The following is a 24,028-nucleotide window of genomic DNA, read 5'->3' as shown; positions in this document are numbered from 1 at the left end:
GGACAGGTTACTAAATAAATAAAACCCCGGTAAGCATTACGCCTACCGGGGTTTTGTATTCATATAAGTAGATAAAATCATTCTTTCGCTTTCCACTCGCTAATCAGTTCGCTGATCGTCTCTTTTACCGACATGATACGGTTTGTTCGCCATGCATTAGTGCCAGCAAAAGCGTATCCATTCTCAAAGTTACCTCTAGCCGCATTGAGCAATGCCACTACAATGCAATAAGGGCTTTTAGAAATATCGCATGTCTTGATGCAGTTATAAGGACAACTCTTCGGCTGTTTCAATCCATCCTTTACCTTTTGAAGGAAATTGCAATGAATTGCCCGTCCCGGCATACCGACAGGACTCTTGATTATCTCAATATCCTTTTCTTCCGCTTTTATATAGCTTTCTTTGAAAGCTTCGGAAGCATCACACTCGGTGGTGGGGACGAAACGGGTTCCTAATTGAACGCCTGATGCTCCAAGATCCATCATGCGTTTGATATCTTCACCCGTATAAATGCCTCCTGCTGCAATTACCGGGATTCTCTTGTTGTATTTCTCTTCGAAAAGAGATACTTCGTGTACTACCTGGGGCAGCAACTCTTCCAGTGAAAAATGCTCGTCTTCCAACTGGTTTTCTTTATAACCGAGGTGACCTCCGGCCTTAGGGCCTTCCAGTACAACGGCATCGGGAAGATAGCTGTAATTGTTCATCCATTTTTCGCAGATGATGCGTACGGCACGTGCACTCGATACGATGGGAACCAATTTAGTTACACTGTCTTTCTTCAGGAAAGAAGGTAAATCTAATGGTAATCCTGCACCGCTAAAGATAACATCCACTTTTTCAGCGATACTTGTCTTTACCTGCTCTGCAAAGTCGGAAAGCGCCACCATAACGTTCACACCGATGATACCTTTTGCCTTTTCACGGGCTTTGCGGATCTCTTCGGCCAGGCCTAAGTTGCCTGCTTCCGTGTAATTAGGTGATAGTTTTTTATATAAGAGTCCGAGACCGGCTGCGGAGATAACGCCAATCCCACCTTCATTTGCAACGGCCGAGGCTAGGCCGGATAGAGAAATTCCTACGCCCATCCCACCTTGGATAATTGGGAAGCGGGGCTTAAGATCTCCGATTGTTAATGTCTTCATGAAAAATGATATAATTAATAAATACGCAGCAAAGGTAGCACAATAAACGAATGTATGCGCAAAAAGGACCAATATTATTGCACAGGTATATCTTTTTTGTGCAATAATATCGATCCTTTCAGATTATAACCCAAGCAAAACCTTTAAAGACTAAACTATTTGACCGGTATATAACCTACCTTTTTCACTGTTTCCTGACCTTCGGCAGACAATACATAATCGATGAAAGGCTTTACGGGGCCTTCATTTTTCACTTCATAATAAAAGAACAACGGACGAACGATCGGATAGGTCTTATTCTTTGCGTTGGCAAAAGAAGGTTCTGTATAACTCTTTCCGGCATCGTAGGATACATGAATCGGTTTCACATCTTTGTTGACGTAGGCCAGACCTACATAACCGATAGCTCCTTTTGTCTGGCTTACAGACTGGATGATCGCTCCGGTAGCAGGCATACTCAGGATACCGTTCATATAGTTCTTATTCTTCAGTACACTTTCTTTAAAGAACTCATAAGTACCGGAAGAGGTTTCGCGCGAATAGGCTACGATCTTCAGGTCTTCTCCACCAACTTCTTTCCAGTTCTTGATTTTTCCAGTGAAGATACCTTCCAACTGTTCGCGGGTCAGATTATCTACTTTATTGGAAGGGTGGACTACCACTGCCAGGGCATCATAGGCGATCACTACCTCTTTCGTATTTTTCTTTGCTTCCTGCAGGCGGACTTTCTCGTCGAATTTCATCTTACGGGATGACATGGCGATATCAGTCGTTCCTTCCATTAGAGCGGATATACCGACACCGGAACCACCGCCTGTCACGGTTACTTTGGTTCCTTTATTCTTATTCATAAAGTTTTCAGCTTCGGTCTGTGTGACCGGCAAGCAAGTATCACTACCTTTGATTTTCTGTGCAAATACATTTGTTGTAAACAAACAGGCGGCCATAGCAGCCAAAAGAATTGTCTTTTTCATTACGCTTATTGAATTAATTTCTTACTGCAAAGTAACTACATGCGTATTTCAAGAGCATGAAACAGGTATTACATTTATGTGAAGATAAAAGGGTATATGCCTTATAATGAAAGAGTGCATGCTCTCCGGAGAAAGCATGCACCCTATTTTGAAAGTCTATGTATCCTTTTCAGGTAATCCGGTCAGAACTTATACTGCAAACGTACCGTCAGCACATTGTCTTTGCGGTCTTTTTCGTAACCTTTTACGAAGTTGCTCTTTTCATTGAAGTTGAATTCGTAGTAGGCCTGTACACGGATATGTTTGTTGAAGCGGTAGAGGCCACCGATACCGAAAGTGCTCTGGGCTAAATCCGTTTTGGAAGTAAATGTGTTCTCCACACCGATCTCATTTCCTTTCAGCTTTGTATTCGGGTCGTACACATCATATTTGAATACGGCAGAGAAGGGAGAGGTTCCGATATCCTGTACCAGATAGAAGAAATAGCCTATAAAAGGACGTTTGAACAAAGAGTTTTCGGGCAAGTCTTCCGGACGTGTTCCGCTGTTCGGACTTCTACTACTGGAAGCAATACCGGGCTGTGTACCCAAAAGGCCTTCGGCACGCAGAGTAGTCGTTCCCCAGGAACTCAGGAAACTGAACTGGGCGTCCAGACCGATATATTCACGTTTCATGTAAGTACCGGTTTTACCTTTGTCCACTTCGATGAAGCGTTTGCCGTCCATTTCGTATGCTGTTGTTGTCGGGTTGTAAACACCACCATTATAATAGGATACGCCGGCACCCCATTTTCCCCAGTTACCGATCTCCTTATCGGCCCCCAGACGTCCGATAAAATCCTTACGGCTATCAGTTTCGCGGTTGATACTGTTACCGGCAAACAATCCGGCATCCAGACGGAGGAAGCCCAACGGACTTTCCTTCTTGGCACGAAGGGTCAGCATCGCTCCCAGATCGCGTTCGTCGGGAAAAAAGTACTGGATGATCGTGGCACGTTCAGGCGACTCCAAACCACTGGTCGAGTAGCCGATCTCATGTCCGAAAGGACGGTTGAAGACTCCGGCCATCAACTGACTGCGTTTCGTCCAGGGATCTTTGATACCGATATACAGGTCGCGGAAGCTGACACCTTTGTCGTTGGCTTCGATCTGCACGGCTCCGGTACCGATACCGTCGTTGTATTCGAACTTCAGACGACCGCGACGAATACCGATACGGTTGAAGCCTTTATCTTCATGTTCGTTCTTATCGCCGACCTTCAGGGTAGCATCTTCCTGTCCATACTGATATTGTCCCTGGATATAGGCGGAGACTTTAAATTTACTTAGTCCCTTCACTATCTTATCCAGCGTTGCTGTCTCTTCCGCAAGCGAATCGATGCGGGCATCTAACTGTTCCGTGTTCTGAGCTTCCGCGAGAAAGGGAAGCAGCGCCAACAGGGTAAGCGCCATAAATTTGATTACTTTCATTCCTAACTTTGTTGGTTGCGGTGAAAAATATGTTACATCACTGTTTCCGGCAGCAAAGAAAGCGCTTTTCTATTTCACACATATTTCAGTCTTGTTACAATGATAAAACCAAGTTGTTACAAAAATGTTACGAACAACCTGGTTAAATCCTATCAGTCAACAGTCAGGTTACCGTGTCCGGTACGTTTGTCCTTCTCGGCACGTTTCTCCAGTTCTTTTATAGTAAGGGATATCAGTTTACCGACCGGCTTACCGTCGCGATAAGTAATAACACGCAGGCGACTGGCTGTTTTCGGTATACTCAACGGTTCGCTATTCTTCGGGGTAAAGCAATCCGGGTCTGTATTATCGAATGTATAATAAATATCTGTACCGGCAATTTCACTACCCAACTCCACCCGCAAGACACCGTCCTGTAAATACGGGGTAACGATCGCATTATACATGCTGCGGGCATAATTGATACCGGCCTGATCGGCACGCACGAAATGGCGATCGACACGGGGCCAGAACTTTTCCCAATCCGTTTTAGCAGGGCCACTCCACAACACTTCGGCCAACGCCCAACCGCGCGGCCAGGTCATGTACTCGGCATGACGGAAAGTAGGAACAGCTTCTGCCCAGAGATTACCTTGTCCTCCCAGCACCATTTCAGTCGGGACGCCTTCCGGAACCGGATTAAAGCTATATGAATCCGTCAACCGGCAGATGGAATAGGTAGCCGGCTCGACAGAACTTTCGCCCTGGTATAGGTCGATATAGCAATGCTCCGTAGGTGTCATAATAACGTGATGGCCGGCCTTAGCCGCTTTGATACCGCCTTCCATACCCCGCCAGCTCATCACGTTGGCATCGGGTGCCAGACCACCTTCCAGTATTTCGTCCCAGCCGACTAGCTTTTTACCTTTCGATTTCAGCAGGTCGCCCATCCGGTGGATAAAGTAACTCTGCAATTCTTCTTCGTTCTTCAGGTTCTCCGCTTTCATGCGTGCCTGGCAACGGGGGCATTTATGCCAGAAGCCTTTGAAGCATTCGTCACCGCCGATATGAATATATTCGTCCGGGAAAAGGGCGGCTACTTCCGTCAACACCTTGTCCATAAATTCGAACGTAGACTCCTTGCCGATGCAAAGCGTGTTCTCATCTTCTCCATAGAATTTATTACCTACATTGAGTGCGTCGGGGGCTTTCATACAAGCCAGTTCGGGGTAAGAAACCAGGGCGGCTACTCCATGACCGGGTACATCAATTTCAGGGATGACACGTACAAAGCGTTTAGCGGCATAAGCCAACACCTCTTTCACCTCTTCCTGGGTATAGAAACCGCCATAGGTACTTGCCTCACCCGGTTGCTGACGCTCGCGTCCCCACCAGTCGCCCACACGGTCTGCACGCCAGGCGCCTACCTCCGTCAGGCGGGGCAGTGATTTAATTTCCAGACGCCAGCCCTGGTCGTCGGTCAGGTGCCAGTGGAAAACATTCATTTTATATTCGGCCAACTCGTCGATGTACTTCATTACTTCCTCTTTCGTAAACCAGTGGCGGCTTACGTCAAGCATCAGCCCACGCCAGGGGAACTGGGGTTTATCGGTAATCTCGGTACAGGGGATTGTCCATTTCTTATCTTTGGGCTGTGCAGTACCGCTTTTGATCTCGGCCGGAAGCATCTGCAACAAGGTTTGTACGCCGTAGAAGATCCCGGCAGGCTTATTCGCCGTAAGCAGAATATCACCTTGTTTCACTTTCAGGTGATAACCTTCCTCTCCCAGGGCGGCATCATCCACCAGTTTAAACTCGATCTTTCCGTGTTTCTCCACAGGGAGCGTGAAACCGGTAGCAGGCGCGATCTTCTCATTCAGATACGCGGCGATGCCTTTCAGTTCTTCATTCGATTGATCCAGGGTGATTGCGGCGTTACGTGTCAGGGTAAAACAGTCTGAACCGACAGTCATTTCCTGTGGCACAGGGATCAGAGCAACCTCTACGTTCTCTGTAACGCCCGATTTGTTTGCGCAGGATACACAAGTCAGCAACAGAGCGGCAGTAGCAAGACTCAACAGTGTTCTTTTCATTATTATAAGTTTTTGTTTGAAATTTTGCACGAAGATAAGAATTCGCTGATAAACAGGAAAGACAGGGTAACAAAAAAGGCGGTGTGTCTCATGCATTCATGCATAACAGACACACCGCCCGGATATTTAGTAACTCGTATTTACAATTACTTCACGATCGCCTTAACTGCTTTTTCTCCTTCCACACTGACGATCACGACACCCTGAGGTACAGGAATTGTTGCATTGTCGGATGTGATAGTCTGGTTTACAAGTGGCTGGCCTAATACATTGGTAACAGCTATAACTTTACCAGAGGCATTACGAACGATGATTGAACCGTTACCGGCAACTATACTAATACTTGATGTTGAGATCTCATCGTTAGAAGTTGCATAATCGTCGGTATCTTCCAGATTGAAGATCTGAGACTGGTTGATCAGTTCCTTCATCTTATCCTTATCGTCCACATGGTTACCGTTATCCACTTCGTATTCAGCCAACACAGGTACACCATTATGGATTTTCACCCATGCCCCCTTGAACGAAGCAATGCTCGATACACCTTCCTTGTTGGATTCCAGTAAGAAGTCCTTATGATCGTCGTCTGTGAAACGCAAAGAGAATGCATAGTTCTTATGCAAGCCGTCTACCGGTTTCTTTTCGAAGATAGCTTCGTTGTACAGGTCGCGAGGATCAAGAACGCCGTCTTTAGTTCTCAGGTCTGCCAATTTCTTACCGTTCTTCAGGATATACAGGTATTCGCCTGTTGCATCTACCTGGTGAACACCTTCTACGAAACCAAGGCGAGTGTAAGACTGCCATTTGTAAACGTCAGGATTGTTCAACATGTTCGTGCTACCCTGAACAGAGTCTGTCAGGTTGATCAGGAAGCTACCGGCCAGGTAACCGTTGTAATCCACTTCGTGCTCGCAATTCGGGTTGTAACCGTGAGCGTCACACCATTTGCCGTCTTTTACGGAATCCGGACGAAGAACAAACAGGTACTGAGGCATACGGTCAGTAGATTTCGTTACATAGTCTGCATAGATAGCAGTTTTACTATCCTTACCGATCGGCTGGATCTTTTCAGCTGTCATACCCAAGTAACCGAAGTCTTTTACGACCTGCGGAGCCATGATCTGATTGTTAGAGTCTTCAAACAGAAATTCCTGTCCTGCACCTCTTGCACGATAGATATTGATATGCTTACCTTCTTCACCCAGATCCATATACAACGGACGGTTGTCGGTGACAACAGCAAAGGCGGATGAACGGTCTTCAGCCTCTTTATCCAGTTTAGTAATACTCAATTTACCGATACCGTCTATACAATGCGCCTGTCTCCAGCCGTTGAATGCATAAGAGTATCTCGGGAGATACTGGTAGCAATCATCACACTCGTCACAATCGTCACCCGGACCTGGAGCCGGAGTATTACGAAGAGCTGTAGGAACAGGACCAGGATCCGGACACTCGTTACAATCATTCACCTTATTATTGAAGATATCGATCAGGATATAGCATTTTTCATCATCCTTACGCTGGTCGGCTTTCAGGTAGAATACACCCAACTTGCCTTTACCCGCTTCGATATCGTCGCGGCTCATCGGCTGATAGTAAGCTGTTTTACCGAATTCTTCCACTAGAGCGATATACATCTTATCGTTGTCTATAAGGTTTTTATCGCTAACTTTCAATACATAAGCCGTACGTGACAATTGCGGCATACCGGCAATACCGACACCATAACCATATTCAAAGTCGGTTGCTTTAAAGTCTTCCGGAGCAATTTCCAGTTCGTAAGTGGTAGACTGACTTTCTACCGGCATAAAGGTATTGTCTACGACATTCAGGTAAAGGTTACCGTTTGCAAACAGGTTATAGTTCAAACGATACTTCGTATAAAGCAACGACTCCGGATCAAGGTGTTTATATCCATGATATTTACTGGTCAATGCTTCGTTGTCAGTAACCGGAATAAAGTTATAAGTATGTAAGTTGCTCAATTGCCAGTTACAACCATAATAACAATACTTATTTTCAAATCCTTCATAGCTTTCATCGATAAAGAATATATTACCGTCTTTATCTTTATATAACTGACCTTCGAAGACAGGTGTAGCTTCTTCACATAATTGCCAATGATCCTCATACATATCTTCTTCGTTAAACCAATAATAATTGAATGCATATTCACGGTTATAAACGGCAACAGTAGCTCTGTCTCCACAACCTGTTTGCTTAACGACCCACATTGTACCCGGCATATCGTCATAGTTCTGATCATCTTCCGGCGCGTCGAACATCATACGTCCCGCTAAATTTGCCACTACATTTTTACCGTTGTCGGTACTCTTAATAAAGTAAAGTCCTTCGGACAGTGTAGTACGTGTCAGATAATCGAAGTTACGATTCTTGAAGAAGAAACGGGTCTGTAAAGAGCCCGGCAGTTCATAACCGCCATCCACCTCTGCATTTTTTGCAGTGATCACAGAGGTATTTTCAGTAAGATAAGCCAGACGAATCACAACAGGACCATATTCATCATTATGCTCCGGAGCACTCGATCCATCGGCATTCCATATAGCCGCCATATCGTTGTTTGTTGAGTTGAATGCATAATTGGCATTCGACCATTTACCGGAAGCAGCATTTTTATAGGAAGCATTCATCGGCTCGATCACCAGACTGTCCTGTGAAGGATAGTAAGTGAATTTGAATAATGAACGGGCAATCCATGCTTTTTCCGTCAAAGTTGGAATATCAACAGGCATATTGCTTGCATCCAGGTCGCCTTCCATTAGTTCCAGCTTCAGATCTTTACTGCTGTTTTCATAAAATTCAGTTCCCACATACAAGGTAGTATATGTGTCATAGTCGCCATATTCATCTCTTTCTCCCGGTACCTGCAATCTCACATACTGCCAGGCATCCCCATATTCAAGTCCCATCAACTCATCAGCATTGTTTATTTCCGGGAAATAAGAATAATCATTATCCAGCGCAACAAATTGATTGGTTAACAACGGGCTATCTTTTGTTGGAGTAACTGTTGCGTCAAATTGCACATTCTTATCAGCCGGCATTCCTCCCCAGATATTCGCATACTGAAAATCCACCATTTGGTTAATGGCGTTGGCATCCAATGTTATAGAACCGGCCAAAACAGGCTTCACCTTAACAATATCATCGATAATATCTATCATATCATCGCCGGCCTCTGTTTTTGAATATTTCCAGGCCAGGATTTCATCACCTCCATAAGGATTCGAGTCTGAATTTCTCAGCACGACAACCGAGTCCTGATTACTGAAATAAGAATATAAAGGAGCATAGTCGAAATTACTAACCTGTCGGTCTGTAGTATACCAGTTCCAGTTTTGTATACAACCACCCAGAAAAGAGATGACCGGATACGAAGTCTCATTCATTTTCTCCTGAGTATAAGCCTTCACATGACCATACTCCAACTCCATATTTGTTTCCTTGTTAACAAATACGAAGTTCTTACCGCTGTGTCCGTCATCGGAAGCCTTGATAGACCATAAAGAATAGTTGATCGGAGCAGTACCCGGATCGACCAGCTTAAGAGTCAATCCATTACTCATATCACTATCATACAGATGACGATACTGCACCAGTAATTGGCCGTCTTCATTCACTAATTGGTACCACTTGTCTTTCTCAAAATGGTTAACACTGTTGTCAATCTCATCACTGCTCATCACATCCGTGGGACGGAATGTAATATTATGTCCGCCTTCATTATAGTAAGCATACATAGGGGATGAGACACTAGCCGATAGCAAAAGCCCGGCAATTAACGAGGTAATTGTTTTACTCATAAATTCTAAATTAAGTAATACTAAAATAAAGTTCTATATAAATTCTTAATCTTATTCTTCACATAATCAACCGGATAAACAATCTATCCGGAAACAGTCAAAACCTATTTATCAGGGGAATGCAACAAAGATATAAATAAGAATTTAATCACAACTCTACCTTTATCCTTTTTTAACCATCCGGGCAGTTCTATTATCAAAGTTGAGGATAATCATTACCAAATCCAAATTTTAACCTTTCAGTAATTACCTGTTTCACTGCCATTCACAAAATAGGCTACCTGAATACAAATTCAGACAGCCTATTTACTACTTTTTCCTCTGGTATTATTTTGCGAACTGCAATCCCTTCAACTTATTCCATGCGCCACGGGTAAAGTCGGGTACTTCAACAGGTGCCCCTCCGTTATTCACGGATATCTCCGTCAATTCAGTCAGGCAAGACCATTCGGCAGCGTCATACACATCCTGATCTAAAGGCAAACCTTTTTGCAGGCAGTAAACAAGACGGTAGTCCATAATAAAGTCCATACCTCCATGACCACCTACTTTTCTGGCTTTCTCACCCACCTCTTTGGTTATAGGATGTTCATACAAAGCCATAATAGAATCCATTTGCATTTTGTTCAAAAACTCATGCGCATTCGGTTCCAACGCTATTCCTTCCACCGGATATTTCTGAGCAAAACCTTTGGTTCCGCTTACCACATGTTTACGGTCGTACGGACGCGGACTGGTTACATCATGCTGGATCAGAATCGTTTTCCCTTTCTCCGTCTGGATCAGGGTTGTATTCATATCACCCAGTTTATATGTCTGCTTCGCCTCCTCGGAGTCTTTTCCAAAAGTATTTTTTGCATATTCAGTCATCCCGACTTCTTTCGTCGACATGGACACCAGGTAATTCATCTTATCTCCCCGGTGAATATTCAATATCTGGCAGATCGGGCCTAAACCATGAGTAGGATATGGGTTACCGGTATGTTCTTCATTATATTTCAAACGCCACATACCCTGATAACCACCTTTCTCACTCGGATAGAAATTAAGAGAACGCAAGTCGTGAATATATGCACCTTCCCCATGAATAACTTCACCGAATACTCCCTGCTGGGCCATATTCAATGTTGCCATTTCAAAGAAATCGTAACAACAGTTCTCCAGCATCATACAGTGGCGGCGAGTCTTTTCCGCCGTATTCACCAACTGCCAGCATTCATCGATCGACATAGCCGCCGGAACTTCCACCGCTACATGTTTCCCATGTTCCATTGCATAGACCGCCATCGGTGTATGGTTCAACCAGTCTGTACAGATATAGACAAGGTCGATATCATCCCGTTCGCAAATCTTTTTCCAATCCTCTTGTCCGGTATACTCATCAGCTGCCGGAAGATGTTTGCTGGCCAAGGTTTCCTGTGCACTTTTCACATAGTCGGCATTCAGGTCACAAAGAGCTTTCACTTCCACTCCGTTCAGGAAAGTGTAGCGGTAAACCGCACCGCTTCCACGCATTCCTAAACCGATAAATGCAATACGCACGGTCGGGATAGGATCGGTAGCCAGTTCCAATACATCTGTCTGACCGGCCGGACGCTCCGGAACCGGCATGGAAATCATTTTTACCTGCTCGTTTACGGCTGGTTTATTACAGGTACACCCGGTAATAAGGGCCAACACTAACATAAAAAAAAGAGTCTTTTTCATTGTACTTTAAATCTATAATATTAATACCCTGGATTCTGATCGTTTTTCAGAAGCGGATTCAAGTCCATTGCATTTTGAGGTATAGGCATCAAAAGGATGCGATCATTCCATTTCTTTTCGATTACCTTATATCCATTCGGAGCATAGGTTGTAGTATTCATTATTTTCTGGCAATAGGTAGAACCGTAACGACGGATATCATCGAAACGATGTCCCTCACCGGCCAACTCTATACGGCGTTCGTTGCGTACAAAATCCAGAGCAGCCTCTTTCGATGGCATTGAAGTCGGCACTGACGGCATACCGCAACGATCACGCAGATCATTCAAAGCAATCTGAACATCATTGTCCCAACCCACATTCATTACATGTGCTTCAGCAAAAGTCAGCAATACCTCTGCATAACGAATCACTGGATAGTCATCGGCACTGGTCCAATCCGAATAAGGAGTTAATGCAACCATCTTACGATAGCTGTAACCTGTCCACGACTCGTTACCATCCAGACCGGCCACTTCCGGTTTCCAACGATAATAAAATGTACCTCCGGCAAAGTCTGTCTCATGCCATCCCTTGAACGGGAACAGGATAGAGGCATACAAGCGGCTGTCGCGGTTACGGAATTCGTCCATATAAGCATATTTCTTCAAATCCATTTCAGGAACTCTCTTTATATAGCTAGCCTGATCCAGATCTGCTACTTCAGCCGTAATCTCTTCGAAATTCTTTTTACGGGTATCCACCGATATCAAAGGACGTACTGTTTTACCGTCGATGTCCCAATAAGCATCCACCAAGTCCTGCATCGGTTCGTAAGACGAATAACCCGATCCCATCTGACTCGGACGGATATAAGTATAACGGGCCCAGTCGTAGTTATTATCATCAGCCATGTACTCGCGGGTCAGGATATACTCGGGATTCGAAGGTGATGCATTGCTGCCCTGCCATAATGTTTCATAGCTAAACAAACCTTTTGCAAATTTATCCTTATCGATACCCTTGCTTTCAAAATCAATAAACTGTACCAGTTCGTCAGCTTCTTTCTTTTGCGCATCGTTCAATGCTGTTACGCGGAACAAAGAGTGATGTCCTTCACTTATCACAGTCTTGGCAGACGCTTCAGCCTCCATATAATTACCGAAATACAATGCAGCACGGGCACGCATAGCCAAAGCTGCGGCACGAGTGATACGCCCGGTTTCCTGCAGATAACCGCCATTGTATTTGTCCGGCAAAACAGTAGCAATCTCAGCCAATTCATCCAGAATGAAAGCCTGTACTTTATCGACCGGATCACGGGGTACGTTCGGTGCATCATATTCCATAACCGTAGTCACCAATGGAACTTTACCAAATTTGGTTGTCAGGTCCAGATAACTCTGGGCACGGATAAAACGAGCTTCCGCTTTCATTCTTTCTTTCAGCGTTTCATCCATATCACAGGTACCCACTTTTTCCAAAAAGTTATTCACGATACGAATGGTTCCGAAATTATATCCACGATCTTCCGCCGTACTCAGTTCACTTTGCTGGATGGATTCATACGGCCCTTCCCAGGGTTTATGGCTATGAGCATTATCCGTACACATCTCGTCCCAGATATCGAAGCCAGGCGTTTGTGCATAACAGGCATTCAATCCGTACCATGCATCTTTCTCTGTATTCCAGAAACTTTCTACTGAGATATCTGAAGGAGGTACCACATCCAGATCACAGGCTGTAAAAGAGACAGTCAATAAACCGAGAACTGTCCATTTCTTTATATTTAGATTTACCATTACTCTTACTTAATTAAATGTTATTAAATCAATTAGAAGGACACATTCACACCAAATGCAACCGATTTGGTCCCCAGTGAACCGATACCGCGACCGGAAGAAGCTTCCGGGTCAAAGTCTTTCATCGTATGATCCGCACGCAGTGTGAATAAGTTCTCACCGGTCAGGAAGAATTTCAAAGAAGACATTCCCCATTTCGAAACTAAGTTAGAAGGAACACGGTATCCCAGTGAAATTGTCTTAATACGGAAATAGTCCGCATCAAACAGCTGATAGTCTGAGAAGTATTGATTATAATCATCCAGGCTATGACCTCCATAGATACGCGGATAGACAGCATGAGGATTCGGATTTTCCTGTGTCCATCTTCCCAGGTGGAATTTACGCGGATTAGAGTTCAGCATAAAGGCAGAAACCTGTTCAGACTCGAAAGCAGCCTGGGTACCGGAAACACCCTGTCCGAATAAAGAAAATTCGAAGTTCTTATATTGCAGGTTCAGATTGATCCCATAAGTAAAATCGGGAACGTCTTTTCCTATGATCGTACGGTCTTCACCATTGATTGCGCTCCCCCATTCGAGGCCTTCACGTTGCGGAACGTATTTGATATCACCGGCTCTCGGAGTACGTCCGTACGTATAATAATGTCCGGCATCGATTTCTTCCTGAGTATACAGTCCATCTGTTTTCAAACCATAGAATGAACCGATCGACTCACCTTTACGCAGGATATAACGGATCTTATCGCCACCATTACTAATAATATCGTCCGATTCACCCATATCCATAATCTCATTATTATTAGTAGCAATATTTGCACTTACCTGATAAGAGAACTCTCCTACTGTTTTACGATGAGTCAAAGCCAGTTCAAAACCACGGTTGCGTACCTTGGCGATATTCTGCGACGGATTAGATGCAATACCAGTTTCCAGAGGAACGTTATAGCTCAAAAGGATATCGCTGGTATTTTTGATGTAATAATCGGCTGTTACACTGAATAAACCATTGAATATATCAAAGTCTACTCCGATATCGGTCAGTGCAACTGTTTCCCAACCCAGCTTTTCATTTGCCGGTTTCGATTCCAATACACCTTTTATAGCTTCGTTATCAAAGTTATAATCCGCACCATTGTTATACAGCTGGAAATAATCGTAGTTTCCCACATTATTAATATTACCCAATGTACCCCACGATGCACGTACCTTCAAATTATCGACCCATTTCACATCGCTCATGAAACTTTCCTGATTGATACGCCATCCCGCAGAGAATGAAGGAAAGATACCCCAACGATTATTTTTATAGAAACGGGAAGAAGCATCCGCACGCAGATTCGCTTCAAACAAATAGCGGTCATTAAAGCTATAATTCAAACGTCCGAAATAAGAAAGGATCTTATATTCGCGTAACGGATCGCCGTAAGAATTTACATCCGGCTGATCTTTACTGACTTCCGAACCTGTTGTGATATCTTTCAGGTCGTCTGTTACAAAGTTCTTATATTTTGAATAAAGGCGTTCGTAATTATAATGTTCGTAAGAAGTACCGGCCAAAACTCCGATACTATGCACTTTGTTCGTCCAATCGTAACGGGCAGTCAACGTATACATCTGGCGGTTCTCACTCTGCCAGAGCATATTCATTTCATTTGTATATACTCCGGTTCCCGGGATTTCGGCACCGGTCTCAAAGTTCTTCACATTTTCCTGTAAAGCTGTATAATTCTTCGATTTCGACTCCCAGCTTTTGAATGCACCCTGTCCGGAAATAACCAGCCCTTCGATCGGCTTCAGGTCAAAACCGAGGTCAATCATCGTGTTGTCGGTTTTACCGTTCGACCAGTTGTTCTTACTCAAGGCACGCAGCGGGTTACCATTCATAAACGATTGCGTTGCAGCCTTACCGCCGGCAATAGATCCCCATTCCCCGTTGGACTGTTGTGCAACCATCGTAGAAGGGACCATCAGGAAATTACCGATAGAAGCGACACCATGCTCTGTTTTATTCGTGCTGCGGATAAACTTCACACCGGTCTTCAATGTCAGCCATTTCGTTACATCGGCAGCTACATTGGCATCCAGGTTATAGCGTTGAGAGCTCTGTCCGGGCATGAATTTATCGTCATACAGATAACCCAGGCCGGAGAAGAAACGAACCTTGTCGCTCCCCCCGCTAAAGTTTAACGAATGTTGCGTTGTCACCACCGGATTGTCCAGTACCAGGTCTGCCCATTTCGTATTCGGGTAGTAATCTGGTCTTGAACCATCCTTGAACCAAGCGATCTCATCGTTCGAATAAGCAGCATTTTTACCGTTTGCCGCATCACGGTTATAGAAAGCTTCGTTCAGCAACTCAGCATAATCCCATGAGTCGAGCACATCCGGCAGATAAGTCGGCATCTTCAATCCCACATAACCACTATAAGAAACATTCATTTTCTCTTTCTTACCTGTCTTGGTCGTTACCAATACGACACCATAAGCGGCACGTGAACCATAGATAGCAGAAGAAGCGGCATCTTTCAGGAAAGAGATCGATTCGATACTGTTCGGATCGAGATTAGAAAACAGATCGGCATCAGCAATAGCCCCGTCGATCACATATAAAGGAGAAGATGTTCCCAGGTTTCCGCGTCCACGGAAGTTAATGGAAGGAGTTTGCCCAGGACGGGATATAACAGTTACACCGGGCACAGTACCCTGAACAGCTGCCAGTACATTTGTCTGTACGCGATCTTTGATATCTTCTGAACTGATAGCAGCAACCGCCCCTGTCAGGTTTACCTTCTTCTGGGTACCATAACCGACCACCACTACTTCATCCAGAAGTTCGGAGTCTTCTTCTAGTATCACATTCAGGGAATTCTGTCCTTCTTTCAAGGTTATTTTCTTCGTCGCATACCCTATATAAGAGATAAGCACGTGCTTATCTCTTCCTGACATTGTCAGGACAAAATTACCGTTAAAGTCGGTAACCGTACCGTTTGTTGTTCCGGCCTCTACCACGCTGGCACCTATCACCGGTTCTCCATGAGTATCTTTTACAATACCTTTAACGGTTACACTTTTCTGTTGCCGTGAAGTATTCCCGGCCATTGTATTCCTTGAAGACTCTGATGTTTTTGAGATCACAATCTGGTTATTTACAATCCGGTAAGAATAATCCGTATTCTTAAACAACTGATTCAATACCGTCTCTAAAGAAGCGTCCGTCACATCGATAGAGATCTTCTTGTTCAGGTTGATCTGATCGTCATTATAAAAAAAGGTATAACCGCTACCTTTTTCCAGTTCTGCGATAACAGACGACAAAGGCGCATTACTCTTTTTCATGGTAACCTGATAAGCCTGGCCGAAAGCCGAGACAGGGATCAGCCCTATCGCACCTATCAGAAATAATTGTGTGATCTGCTTTTTGAATGGTTTACAGAACACATCTCTCAACAAAACTACTCGTTTATTCATATTAATATTCAGATATATTTTAATGTGTTTTTCCTTTTTCTCTTTACCGGAGTCTATTTCCGACATCCATGATTACGTCTATCTCTTTTTCATTTTCTATTCGATTTAAGTTTAACATTATCTTTTTTCTCTTTTTCATATAATACAAATCCATCCCCTCGCCTGTGGTAAGATACCGGAGAACTGTTGGATATAATATTTAATAAAAGTTCGATTGATTCATTATGTATGGAGAAGGTAAAACTATACTTGTCAGCCAGTTCATCCGGACATTCGATATGGATGCCGTACCAACTTTCCAGACGGGGAAGAACCATCGCCAGCTTTTCATTTTTAAAGCTGGGCTTTCCCCCACGGTACCAGGCTGAATACTGGCTGGCATTTACTTTCTCGATCTCTGCTTTTCCATTCAGTTCGTAAGCTAGCTTCTCGTCCGGGAAGACCAGAAAGACATCCCCTTCTCCTTCGGTTCTCTTGGTGCTTACTTCCACGGCTCCACCCGAAAGGATCATTTCAGTATAAGAAGTCGAGTCGACACTGAAGACTTCAAAAGAAGTTCCCAGTGCTTTTATATCCATACTTTTCGTTTTCACAATAAAAGGATGCTCCGTGTCGTGATGTACTTTAAAGAAGGCCTGCCCCGAAAGATATATTTCTCTGTTCTTCCCTGAAAAATGCTCCGGATAAGTCAACTTACTCCCGGCATTCAATGAAACATGACTACCGTCGGGCAAATAAAACGACTCCATTGACTGACGTCCGGCATTCACCACATACACGATCTGCGAATCAGGTTCATCCGGTCCGGCCAACCAGTAACCCACGGAAAAAAGTAATGCCAGTGAAGCGGCAATACCATATCGTCCCCAACGTTCGGTAAACGATTTATGTCCGTGTATCTTTTTCGTGATACGGTCTAGTACCCGGTCTTTAGCCTTCGGATCAAGGACTGAATCATTTCTGCTATCGTCCCATTGGCTTTTAAGATGGCGTATCACTATATCTTGTTCGGAAACGTTCTTTCTCTCCTCCCTGGTCATGCGCCCGGACAGAACATTCTTTAATATTTCCTCTTCATTCATCATTCGTAATTCTCTTTTTAAGCGATTCTACATTATAAATACTCCGATTCTTTCCCTATCCCCCAGAAGAATTCGTTTTTTTTCATATTCTTTCCAGAGCATTCGTTTAAAAGACGATACTTGATTATTGTTAATTCTTTTATATATTTGCAATCAACATGTACTAAACGAAGATATATTGGAAGATAAAGCACTGATAATTGCACTAAAAAATGGGGACGAAGAGGCATTTACCTCCTTGTACCATAGGTATTGCAATAAAGTGTATAAATTCTGCAGTCTTTATTTTACAAATAATTCTTCTGCAGAAGAAGTAGTGCAGGAGGTCTTTATTAAGTTGTGGGACATACGCAGCTACGTAAATGAAAACGAGAATCTGGAAGGTTTATTATTTATCATTACCCGCAACCTGGTATTCGATAACAACCGGAAAAATTTCAACGAGTCATTTTACCAAATCTCGATCCTGGCAGCCTACGACAAAGCCTATGATATAGAAGAAGAGTTGCATGCCAAAGATTTGAAAGTATATATCGACCGGCTGGTAAACGAACTGACTCCCCGGCAAAAAGAGATATTCTGCATGAGCCGGTACGAACATCTAAGCTACAAAGAGATTGCCGAAAAGTTAAATATCACACCGAAAACTGTAGAACGTCATATCAATGATGCACTGAAATATCTTAAGAAGAATATCTACTTCCTGCATCTGTTCCTTTCCGTATAAAAGCAAGCCACCATTTTGGCAGATAAGAATAGAGGCTTTTAGCATTGAATATGTACAAAACAAGAAACAGGCTAGTTATTAACTAACTAGCCTGTTGCAGTAAGAATCTGTTACCCTATTTTAGTTTTTCCTGATTATCTCCTTCAGCTCTTCAGGCTTGTCGGTAGTGATAAAATCCACATTCTGTTCCACCAGCGACTGCATCACTGTCGGATCATCCACGGTCCAGACATTGACGGTCAGCCCGGCATCTTTGGCTTCCTGAATCCAGGTCGGATTTTTCTCAAATACCTTATAATGATAATCCAGTCCGGTAAAGCCCAGGACTTTAAGATCGGCCGGTGAAACCTCACCGCGCAGGTAAGCCACCTGTGCAGCCGGAGCACGACGGATCAACTCCTTACAGATATTCATGCTGAAAGATATATATTCCACCTGGTCTTCCAATTGATACTTCTGTACCAGGGCTAGAATAGCCGTTACCGCCCGGTCTTCATTGACCACTCTTTTGTGAGGTTTTATTTCAAGGATCAGTTGCGTACCTTTGTTCTGTTTGCCTTGTATCAGATAGTCTTCCAGAGTAGGAAGTGTTTCCCCGTTTTTCAGTTTCAGGTCTTTGATCTCTTCATACAGAGAGGTTTCGATGCAGAATCCCTGGATGCTGTCGTCGTGATTGACAACAGGTATGCCGTCTGCTGTGATCGAAACATCGAACTCCGACCCATAAGCACCTACTTCGTGTGCCTTATTCAATGCCGTGATAGAGTTTTGCGCAGAACCTTCACAGTCCCAATAGCCGCGATGGGCAATTACTTTTGTCTGGGAAAAAGCGCTGCTTCCGCAAAGGAAAGCGGTAAGCAGCATGGATAAGATTAATCTTTTCTTCATTGTTTTATCTTTTATGTATTAGAATCCGTAACGAAGACCAATCTGTACCTGATAAGGATTACCATTCAGATTAGAAACACCGGTATTTGCATTAACATTGTAAACATACTGCTTTTGTTCGGAATCAAAGCTTTTGATCGAATAAATATTTTGTTTACCCAGGTTATGCCCGGAACCCCAGTTCTTACTGAACAGGTTGGCTACGTTAAAGATATCGACAGACAATTCGATATTTTGTGTCTTATAAATCTTGAATTTCTTTGCAATACGCAGGTCGAACGTTCCGTAGAAGCCGTTTACGCCACCGTTGCGTTCAGCTACTTTACCGAAACTTTTACGGATATACTTCTTAGTGCTTTCTTCCACATCGGGGTTATCGAGTATAGACTGGATACCTTCACGCAGATACTGAGGAGTAGCCGGATCGTTCGGGTCATAGATGTAAGCCAGGTCGTTGGAAGAGACAAAGTCGCCATTCACATTTCCGTTCACTGCCAGTGAATAACGTGTTCCTCCCAATCCAGAGAAACGCAGACCTACACTTACTCCCCAGAAAGTAGGTGCCGTACCATAAAATACAACTTTATGACGGAACTGATTATCGGAATAACTCATTCTGCTCAGGTCGCGGGGATCGTCGACAACCATCTTAGAGAGGGTTGCCGAGTTAGCTACGTTACCATTATATGAAGTATTGTCTCTTGTATCATTCCATGTATAACTGAAAGCGATTTCCCCGTCATTCAGATAACGCCATGTTCCGTCGACAACGAATGCGAACTGGTTCACCTTTCCTTCACTGTTCAGTTCAAGTAGACGGCCTATCTTATCCGTCTTACGTCCCTGTGTCCAGTCGGCCGAACCGTTTGTCGGGTTGATACTTTCGGCAGGAACATATACGCCGCGGTTTCCTTCGGCAGCCAAACGGAAGAACGGTTCGTCTGCCATATTCCGGTCTACGTACATATAATTATTACGTCCCAGAGTCATAAAGCCGCTTACTCCCATTTTCAGACGATCCGTAAAGAAGTGGGTGTAAGAAAAGTTTGCTTTATAGACAACCGGAACTTTGGCATCAGCCCCGTTCATATTGATAGTGGCCAACTTGGGTATATTCGGATTATTAAACAGGTCGGCACCGGGAGCCGTAGACGGATCTTTGCGGTAAGACTCGAAATCGGGAGTCGGAACCAGATCACCGGTCAGATCGACCGACAGCACTTTGGTTCCATCGAATACCATATTATTGATCATCGCATAGTTATTGATATCCGAGGCAAAGATACCACCACCGAGGCGGATAATATCGGTATGCTTTTCGTTTACATCCCAGGTGAATTGCAGACGGGGCTGAACCTGGAAAGTAGTCAGGCCATTGTCCGTACGCAGACCCAATTCATCATATACGGTCTGGTTAAAATTTCCTTTATTGAAGTAATTGGCGTTATCGATACGAAGTCCTGCCGTCATTTCAAATCCGGGGAAGAGCTTCGTCTGTAACTGGCCGTACACTCCGGCATTCAGGATATTCTGTTTTACACGCTGGTCCGGCTCGAGATATACCTCACGTACATAACGATAAGGTTTCAGGTCATTGAAATTATCCATTCCGGTGAAGTAAAAACGACCGTTTGCTTCACTGCCATAGCGGGAGTCCATATTGGTGTACATCAGATCGGCACCGAATGTGAAGTTGATCTTATTGGTGGTATAGTATAAGTTATCTACCAGGTGCAATACATTATTATAGAAGTTCTCCGGTGAATAACGCTGTCCACCCAGCTGGATAGTCGTATAAACATCCTTGTTGTCTACCGTCGACTGTACCCGCTCCACGATGGCACGGGGGATATTTGCGGAAGGCAATTGCTTATTCGGTGTACTCTCTTCCGATGTATATAGATGCTGTAACTTCAACTCGTTGGTGATACGTGGCCCCAGTACGGAACGCAAAGTAGCCAGAATACTGTTATCAATAGAATGTACATCACCATATACTTCATACAGGTTGATGGAACTGTTATCGCCCAATGCCTGTTTGTTACGGTCGTTCACATAATTGTCACGGATGGTCAGTAAGTTGGTCGCATTCAGCTGCCAGTCGATACGGGCAAATACGGCATCGGTAGCCTGTTTCTTATCGAAAGAGCCGAATTGGGGCGAGTTGGCTACTCCATATTTATTACGGGAGATTTCCAGGTACTGATCCAGCGTCGATTGCGTCACATTGTAACGCTTTTCATCGGCTGCACTTTTGATATCTGCAATCTGCAACGGGCGGGAATCGGCCTGATGATCCCAGGCCAGGAAGAAATGTGCGCGGTTCTTAATGATCGGACCGCCCAACGTAGCACCATACTGATAGGTAGAGAAGCTGGCATCGCGGTCATTACCACGGATATCATAAGGACTTGAAAGCCAGTCGGCACGCCCGTACACAAAGGCACTTCCGGTCAGGGTGTTCGTTCCCGATTTGGTCACTGTACTGACGGCGCCACCTCCACTGCGTCCGTAAGTTACATCATATTGATTGGTTACAACTTCAAACTCACGGACTGCTTCCATCGAAATGGCATAAGGTCCGCCGTTACGGTTCGTCGTTCCGCCCGAAGTCGGATTCTTTGCCGACATACCGTCGATCGTGAAGTTAGTGGAAGAAGCTAACTGGCCGGAGAGACTACTCCCCGTACTCAGCGGAGAAAGGTCTACCAACGAGGTAAAGTTACGCCCGTTCACCGGCAGCTTGGCAATATCTTTTGCCGTAACGGAAGTAGCTGCACCGATCTTCGGTACCGTATTCTTTAATGAGTTGGCCACCACTTCGACCGCTTCGATCTCGACCGATGCCTCCTGCATCTTAAAGTCCACGCGAAGCATGTCGCCCTGGTTCAGCGAATAACCTGTTTTCTTCTGTTCGCCATAACCGATAAAAGAGGCAGTCACCGTATAAGGTGATCCGAGCGGCAACTGCTTGATGATATATTCTCCTTTCTCATTTGTCATAGAACCGGTGAAAAAGCCGGTCGACTCATTTTTCACCTGAATGGTAGCACCGATAATTGTTTCGCCAAACTCATCGACTACCGTTCCGGTAATAATGGCCTGGGTGCTCCCTTGTGCATTCACTGCACCGGAGAAACAACAAAATAATACCAGTAATGCAACTAACTTAGTAAATAGCTTCATAAGTAATTGTTCTTTTAATTTGTTTCCATATAGTTTGATGCCGCAAAAGTAGAGCCGCGGTATTGCAGCCATATGACAACAGAATGTATATTCATTAACATTCCGCTTACTTTTCTGCAACAAAAAACCCGACGAGCAATAAGCTTCCGCCGGGCTTCATCAAGCGTATGTCTATAAAGAGGAGTTTCAGTTTTCCAGGGTCTTGATTATCGAAGAGGCTATCTTCGACGTACTTTTGCGGCTGATCTTACGCACCTTGTCCGGATTCTCCAGGTTCATGCAGGTGAAGTAATTATTTCCACGGTATATTTCCTTCTTGTCTTTATCGAATAAGGTATAGCTTACTATATGGAACAAGGTACGAAGCGGTTGTTCCTGCCATTTCAGGTAATGTTGGTTCAAGACCAACAGATAATCGGCTCCGGCATTGTTCAATACCTTCTGTAACTCTTCGGTCGGGACAGACGAGAGATCGGAATAACTGTCTTCGCTTTCACCGTTCACCTTGATCTCGTTCAATACCTGTCCGTTCACCAGGTTTTCCGTTGCCGGGATAAACCGGCAATCACCATCCTTCACCGCGGCTGCGATATTCTCAGCAATAATACTATTATATTCCCGGTCTATATGATCTGCCTGCATACCGGTTTCTTCAGCAATCATTCCGTTATAGAAATAATTGGATTTCACATTATCATGCAAGCCGACAATAAGGATCTGCTTTGCATGATAGTCGCTGCTTTCTTCCTTTTTACTTCCTTTAGCCGAAGCAGTCACTGAAATACCCAGCGCAAACAACAGCATCATAATAACCTGAACATTAAATAACTTTCTCATAACTCTTTTCATTCTTGATTTTGGTCACAAAGGTAAAGTCGCAGGATTGCAGCGTTGTTACAAAAGGATAAAGTTCCTATTTCATTCCAAAACGCCAACCGACACAAACTTGTATCACGCCGTTGTTGGATGTATTATCGTACATCGAATCGCTCAAACCTCCGGCATCTTTAAATATATTTGTCAGACCGATATTATAATTGGCAGAAATCATCAGGCCACAATCCAACAGATAACCGGCTCCTACTCCCAGCGAGAAATCGACTTTATTCACATTCTCCCTTATACTACCAGTTATCCGTTTCCGATAACCCGGCATATCGGAAACAACCATGTCTTTCACATTTGCTCTTACGTTGAATCCCACTTGTGGCCCGGCAAATACATTAAAACCTTTAAACAGATAAGCTTTAGCATACACCGGAATATTCAGATAATCGCATTTCAGTTTTGAGGTCACGCCTTTATCGTCATACTGGTAACCCTGCATAGAATAATACAATCCCGGTTCAAAGGCGAACCGCGACGAAAAACGATACTCACCGGCAACACCAATATTCAATCCCAGCCGCATATCAGCTCCATAAGGATTCAGATTGGCCAGATTAAGTCCGGCTTTAGGTATAAAGGAGAACTCTTGCGCATTTACCTGAGCGGCAACCCAGAGAACCATAACAAACATTATCCATCTTTTCATATCAGTATTTTATTTATGTATACCTATATGATGATTTCAGCGGATTAAAAGTTGCAACGGAGTATTAAAATAAAAAGGAAGAAATAACAGTAAACGATAATAACCATAGTTCTACACGAACTAAGCGGAATAAATCTGACTGAGAAAAACACAGTGCAAAAATAGT

The 24,028-nt window shown here is 44.1% G+C and carries 14 protein-coding genes; 1 reads left to right on the top strand and 13 read right to left on the bottom strand.

Annotated features, from left to right (window positions below):
• Window positions 1-77: 77 nt before the first annotated feature.
• The 9 genes from QZ076_RS07440 to QZ076_RS07400 all read right to left on the bottom strand — a co-directional run bounded on the left by QZ076_RS07440 (window position 78) and on the right by QZ076_RS07400 (window position 17,530).
• A complete protein-coding gene (locus tag QZ076_RS07440; RefSeq protein ID WP_293711910.1) occupies window positions 78-1,145 on the bottom strand; it encodes a nitronate monooxygenase in 1,068 nt (355 codons plus the stop codon).
• 155 nt (window positions 1,146-1,300) lie between these two features.
• Window positions 1,301-2,119, bottom strand: a complete 819-nt coding sequence (locus tag QZ076_RS07435; protein ID WP_293711909.1) for a phosphate ABC transporter substrate-binding protein — start codon at window positions 2,117-2,119, stop codon at window positions 1,301-1,303.
• 182 nt (window positions 2,120-2,301) lie between these two features.
• Window positions 2,302-3,588: a hypothetical protein gene (locus QZ076_RS07430; RefSeq protein ID WP_293711907.1), complete on the bottom strand. Its 1,287-nt coding sequence runs from the start codon at window positions 3,586-3,588 to the stop codon at window positions 2,302-2,304.
• Between the two features lie 152 nt (window positions 3,589-3,740).
• Window positions 3,741-5,660, bottom strand: coding sequence for a family 20 glycosylhydrolase (locus tag QZ076_RS07425; RefSeq protein ID WP_293711906.1), 1,920 nt, complete (start codon window positions 5,658-5,660; stop codon window positions 3,741-3,743).
• Between the two features lie 146 nt (window positions 5,661-5,806).
• A complete protein-coding gene (locus tag QZ076_RS07420; RefSeq protein WP_293711905.1) occupies window positions 5,807-9,487 on the bottom strand; it encodes a DUF6383 domain-containing protein in 3,681 nt (1,226 codons plus the stop codon).
• A gap of 327 nt (window positions 9,488-9,814) precedes the next feature.
• Entirely contained in the window at window positions 9,815-11,194 is a 1,380-nt protein-coding gene (locus QZ076_RS07415; protein WP_293711904.1) for a Gfo/Idh/MocA family oxidoreductase, read from the bottom strand.
• Window positions 11,195-11,214: 20 nt separating this feature from the next.
• Complete coding sequence (locus QZ076_RS07410; protein WP_293711903.1) at window positions 11,215-12,975, bottom strand: RagB/SusD family nutrient uptake outer membrane protein; 1,761 nt, start codon at window positions 12,973-12,975, stop codon at window positions 11,215-11,217.
• A gap of 32 nt (window positions 12,976-13,007) precedes the next feature.
• The gene (locus QZ076_RS07405) at window positions 13,008-16,445 is read right to left on the bottom strand and encodes a TonB-dependent receptor (RefSeq protein ID WP_293711902.1); all 3,438 of its coding nucleotides are present in this window, start codon (window positions 16,443-16,445) and stop codon (window positions 13,008-13,010) included.
• Between the two features lie 89 nt (window positions 16,446-16,534).
• Entirely contained in the window at window positions 16,535-17,530 is a 996-nt protein-coding gene (locus QZ076_RS07400) for a FecR domain-containing protein (RefSeq protein WP_293711901.1), read from the bottom strand.
• A gap of 175 nt (window positions 17,531-17,705) precedes the next feature.
• Here QZ076_RS07400 and QZ076_RS07395 point away from each other — a divergent pair, with 175 nt between their 5' ends.
• A complete protein-coding gene (locus QZ076_RS07395) occupies window positions 17,706-18,254 on the top strand; it encodes an RNA polymerase sigma-70 factor (protein ID WP_293711900.1) in 549 nt (182 codons plus the stop codon).
• A gap of 120 nt (window positions 18,255-18,374) precedes the next feature.
• Here the strand turns inward: QZ076_RS07395 and QZ076_RS07390 are convergent, their stop codons facing one another.
• From QZ076_RS07390 to QZ076_RS07375, 4 genes are all read right to left on the bottom strand, one after another.
• Entirely contained in the window at window positions 18,375-19,142 is a 768-nt protein-coding gene (locus tag QZ076_RS07390) for a glycerophosphodiester phosphodiesterase family protein (protein ID WP_293711899.1), read from the bottom strand.
• 18 nt (window positions 19,143-19,160) lie between these two features.
• Entirely contained in the window at window positions 19,161-22,328 is a 3,168-nt protein-coding gene (locus QZ076_RS07385) for a carboxypeptidase regulatory-like domain-containing protein (protein ID WP_293711898.1), read from the bottom strand.
• 186 nt (window positions 22,329-22,514) lie between these two features.
• On the bottom strand, window positions 22,515-23,165 hold the full coding sequence (locus QZ076_RS07380) for a hypothetical protein (RefSeq protein WP_293711896.1): 651 nt from the start codon (window positions 23,163-23,165) through the stop codon (window positions 22,515-22,517).
• 76 nt (window positions 23,166-23,241) lie between these two features.
• Window positions 23,242-23,862, bottom strand: a complete 621-nt coding sequence (locus QZ076_RS07375; RefSeq protein WP_293711895.1) for a porin family protein — start codon at window positions 23,860-23,862, stop codon at window positions 23,242-23,244.
• Between the last annotated feature and the right edge of the window lie 166 nt (window positions 23,863-24,028).

The sequence above is a fragment of the uncultured Parabacteroides sp. genome (assembly GCF_905196875.1).
Lineage (GTDB): Bacteria > Bacteroidota > Bacteroidia > Bacteroidales > Tannerellaceae > Parabacteroides.
Note: the sequence above shows the minus strand (reverse complement) of the source record. Positions and strands in the feature narration are given on the sequence as shown.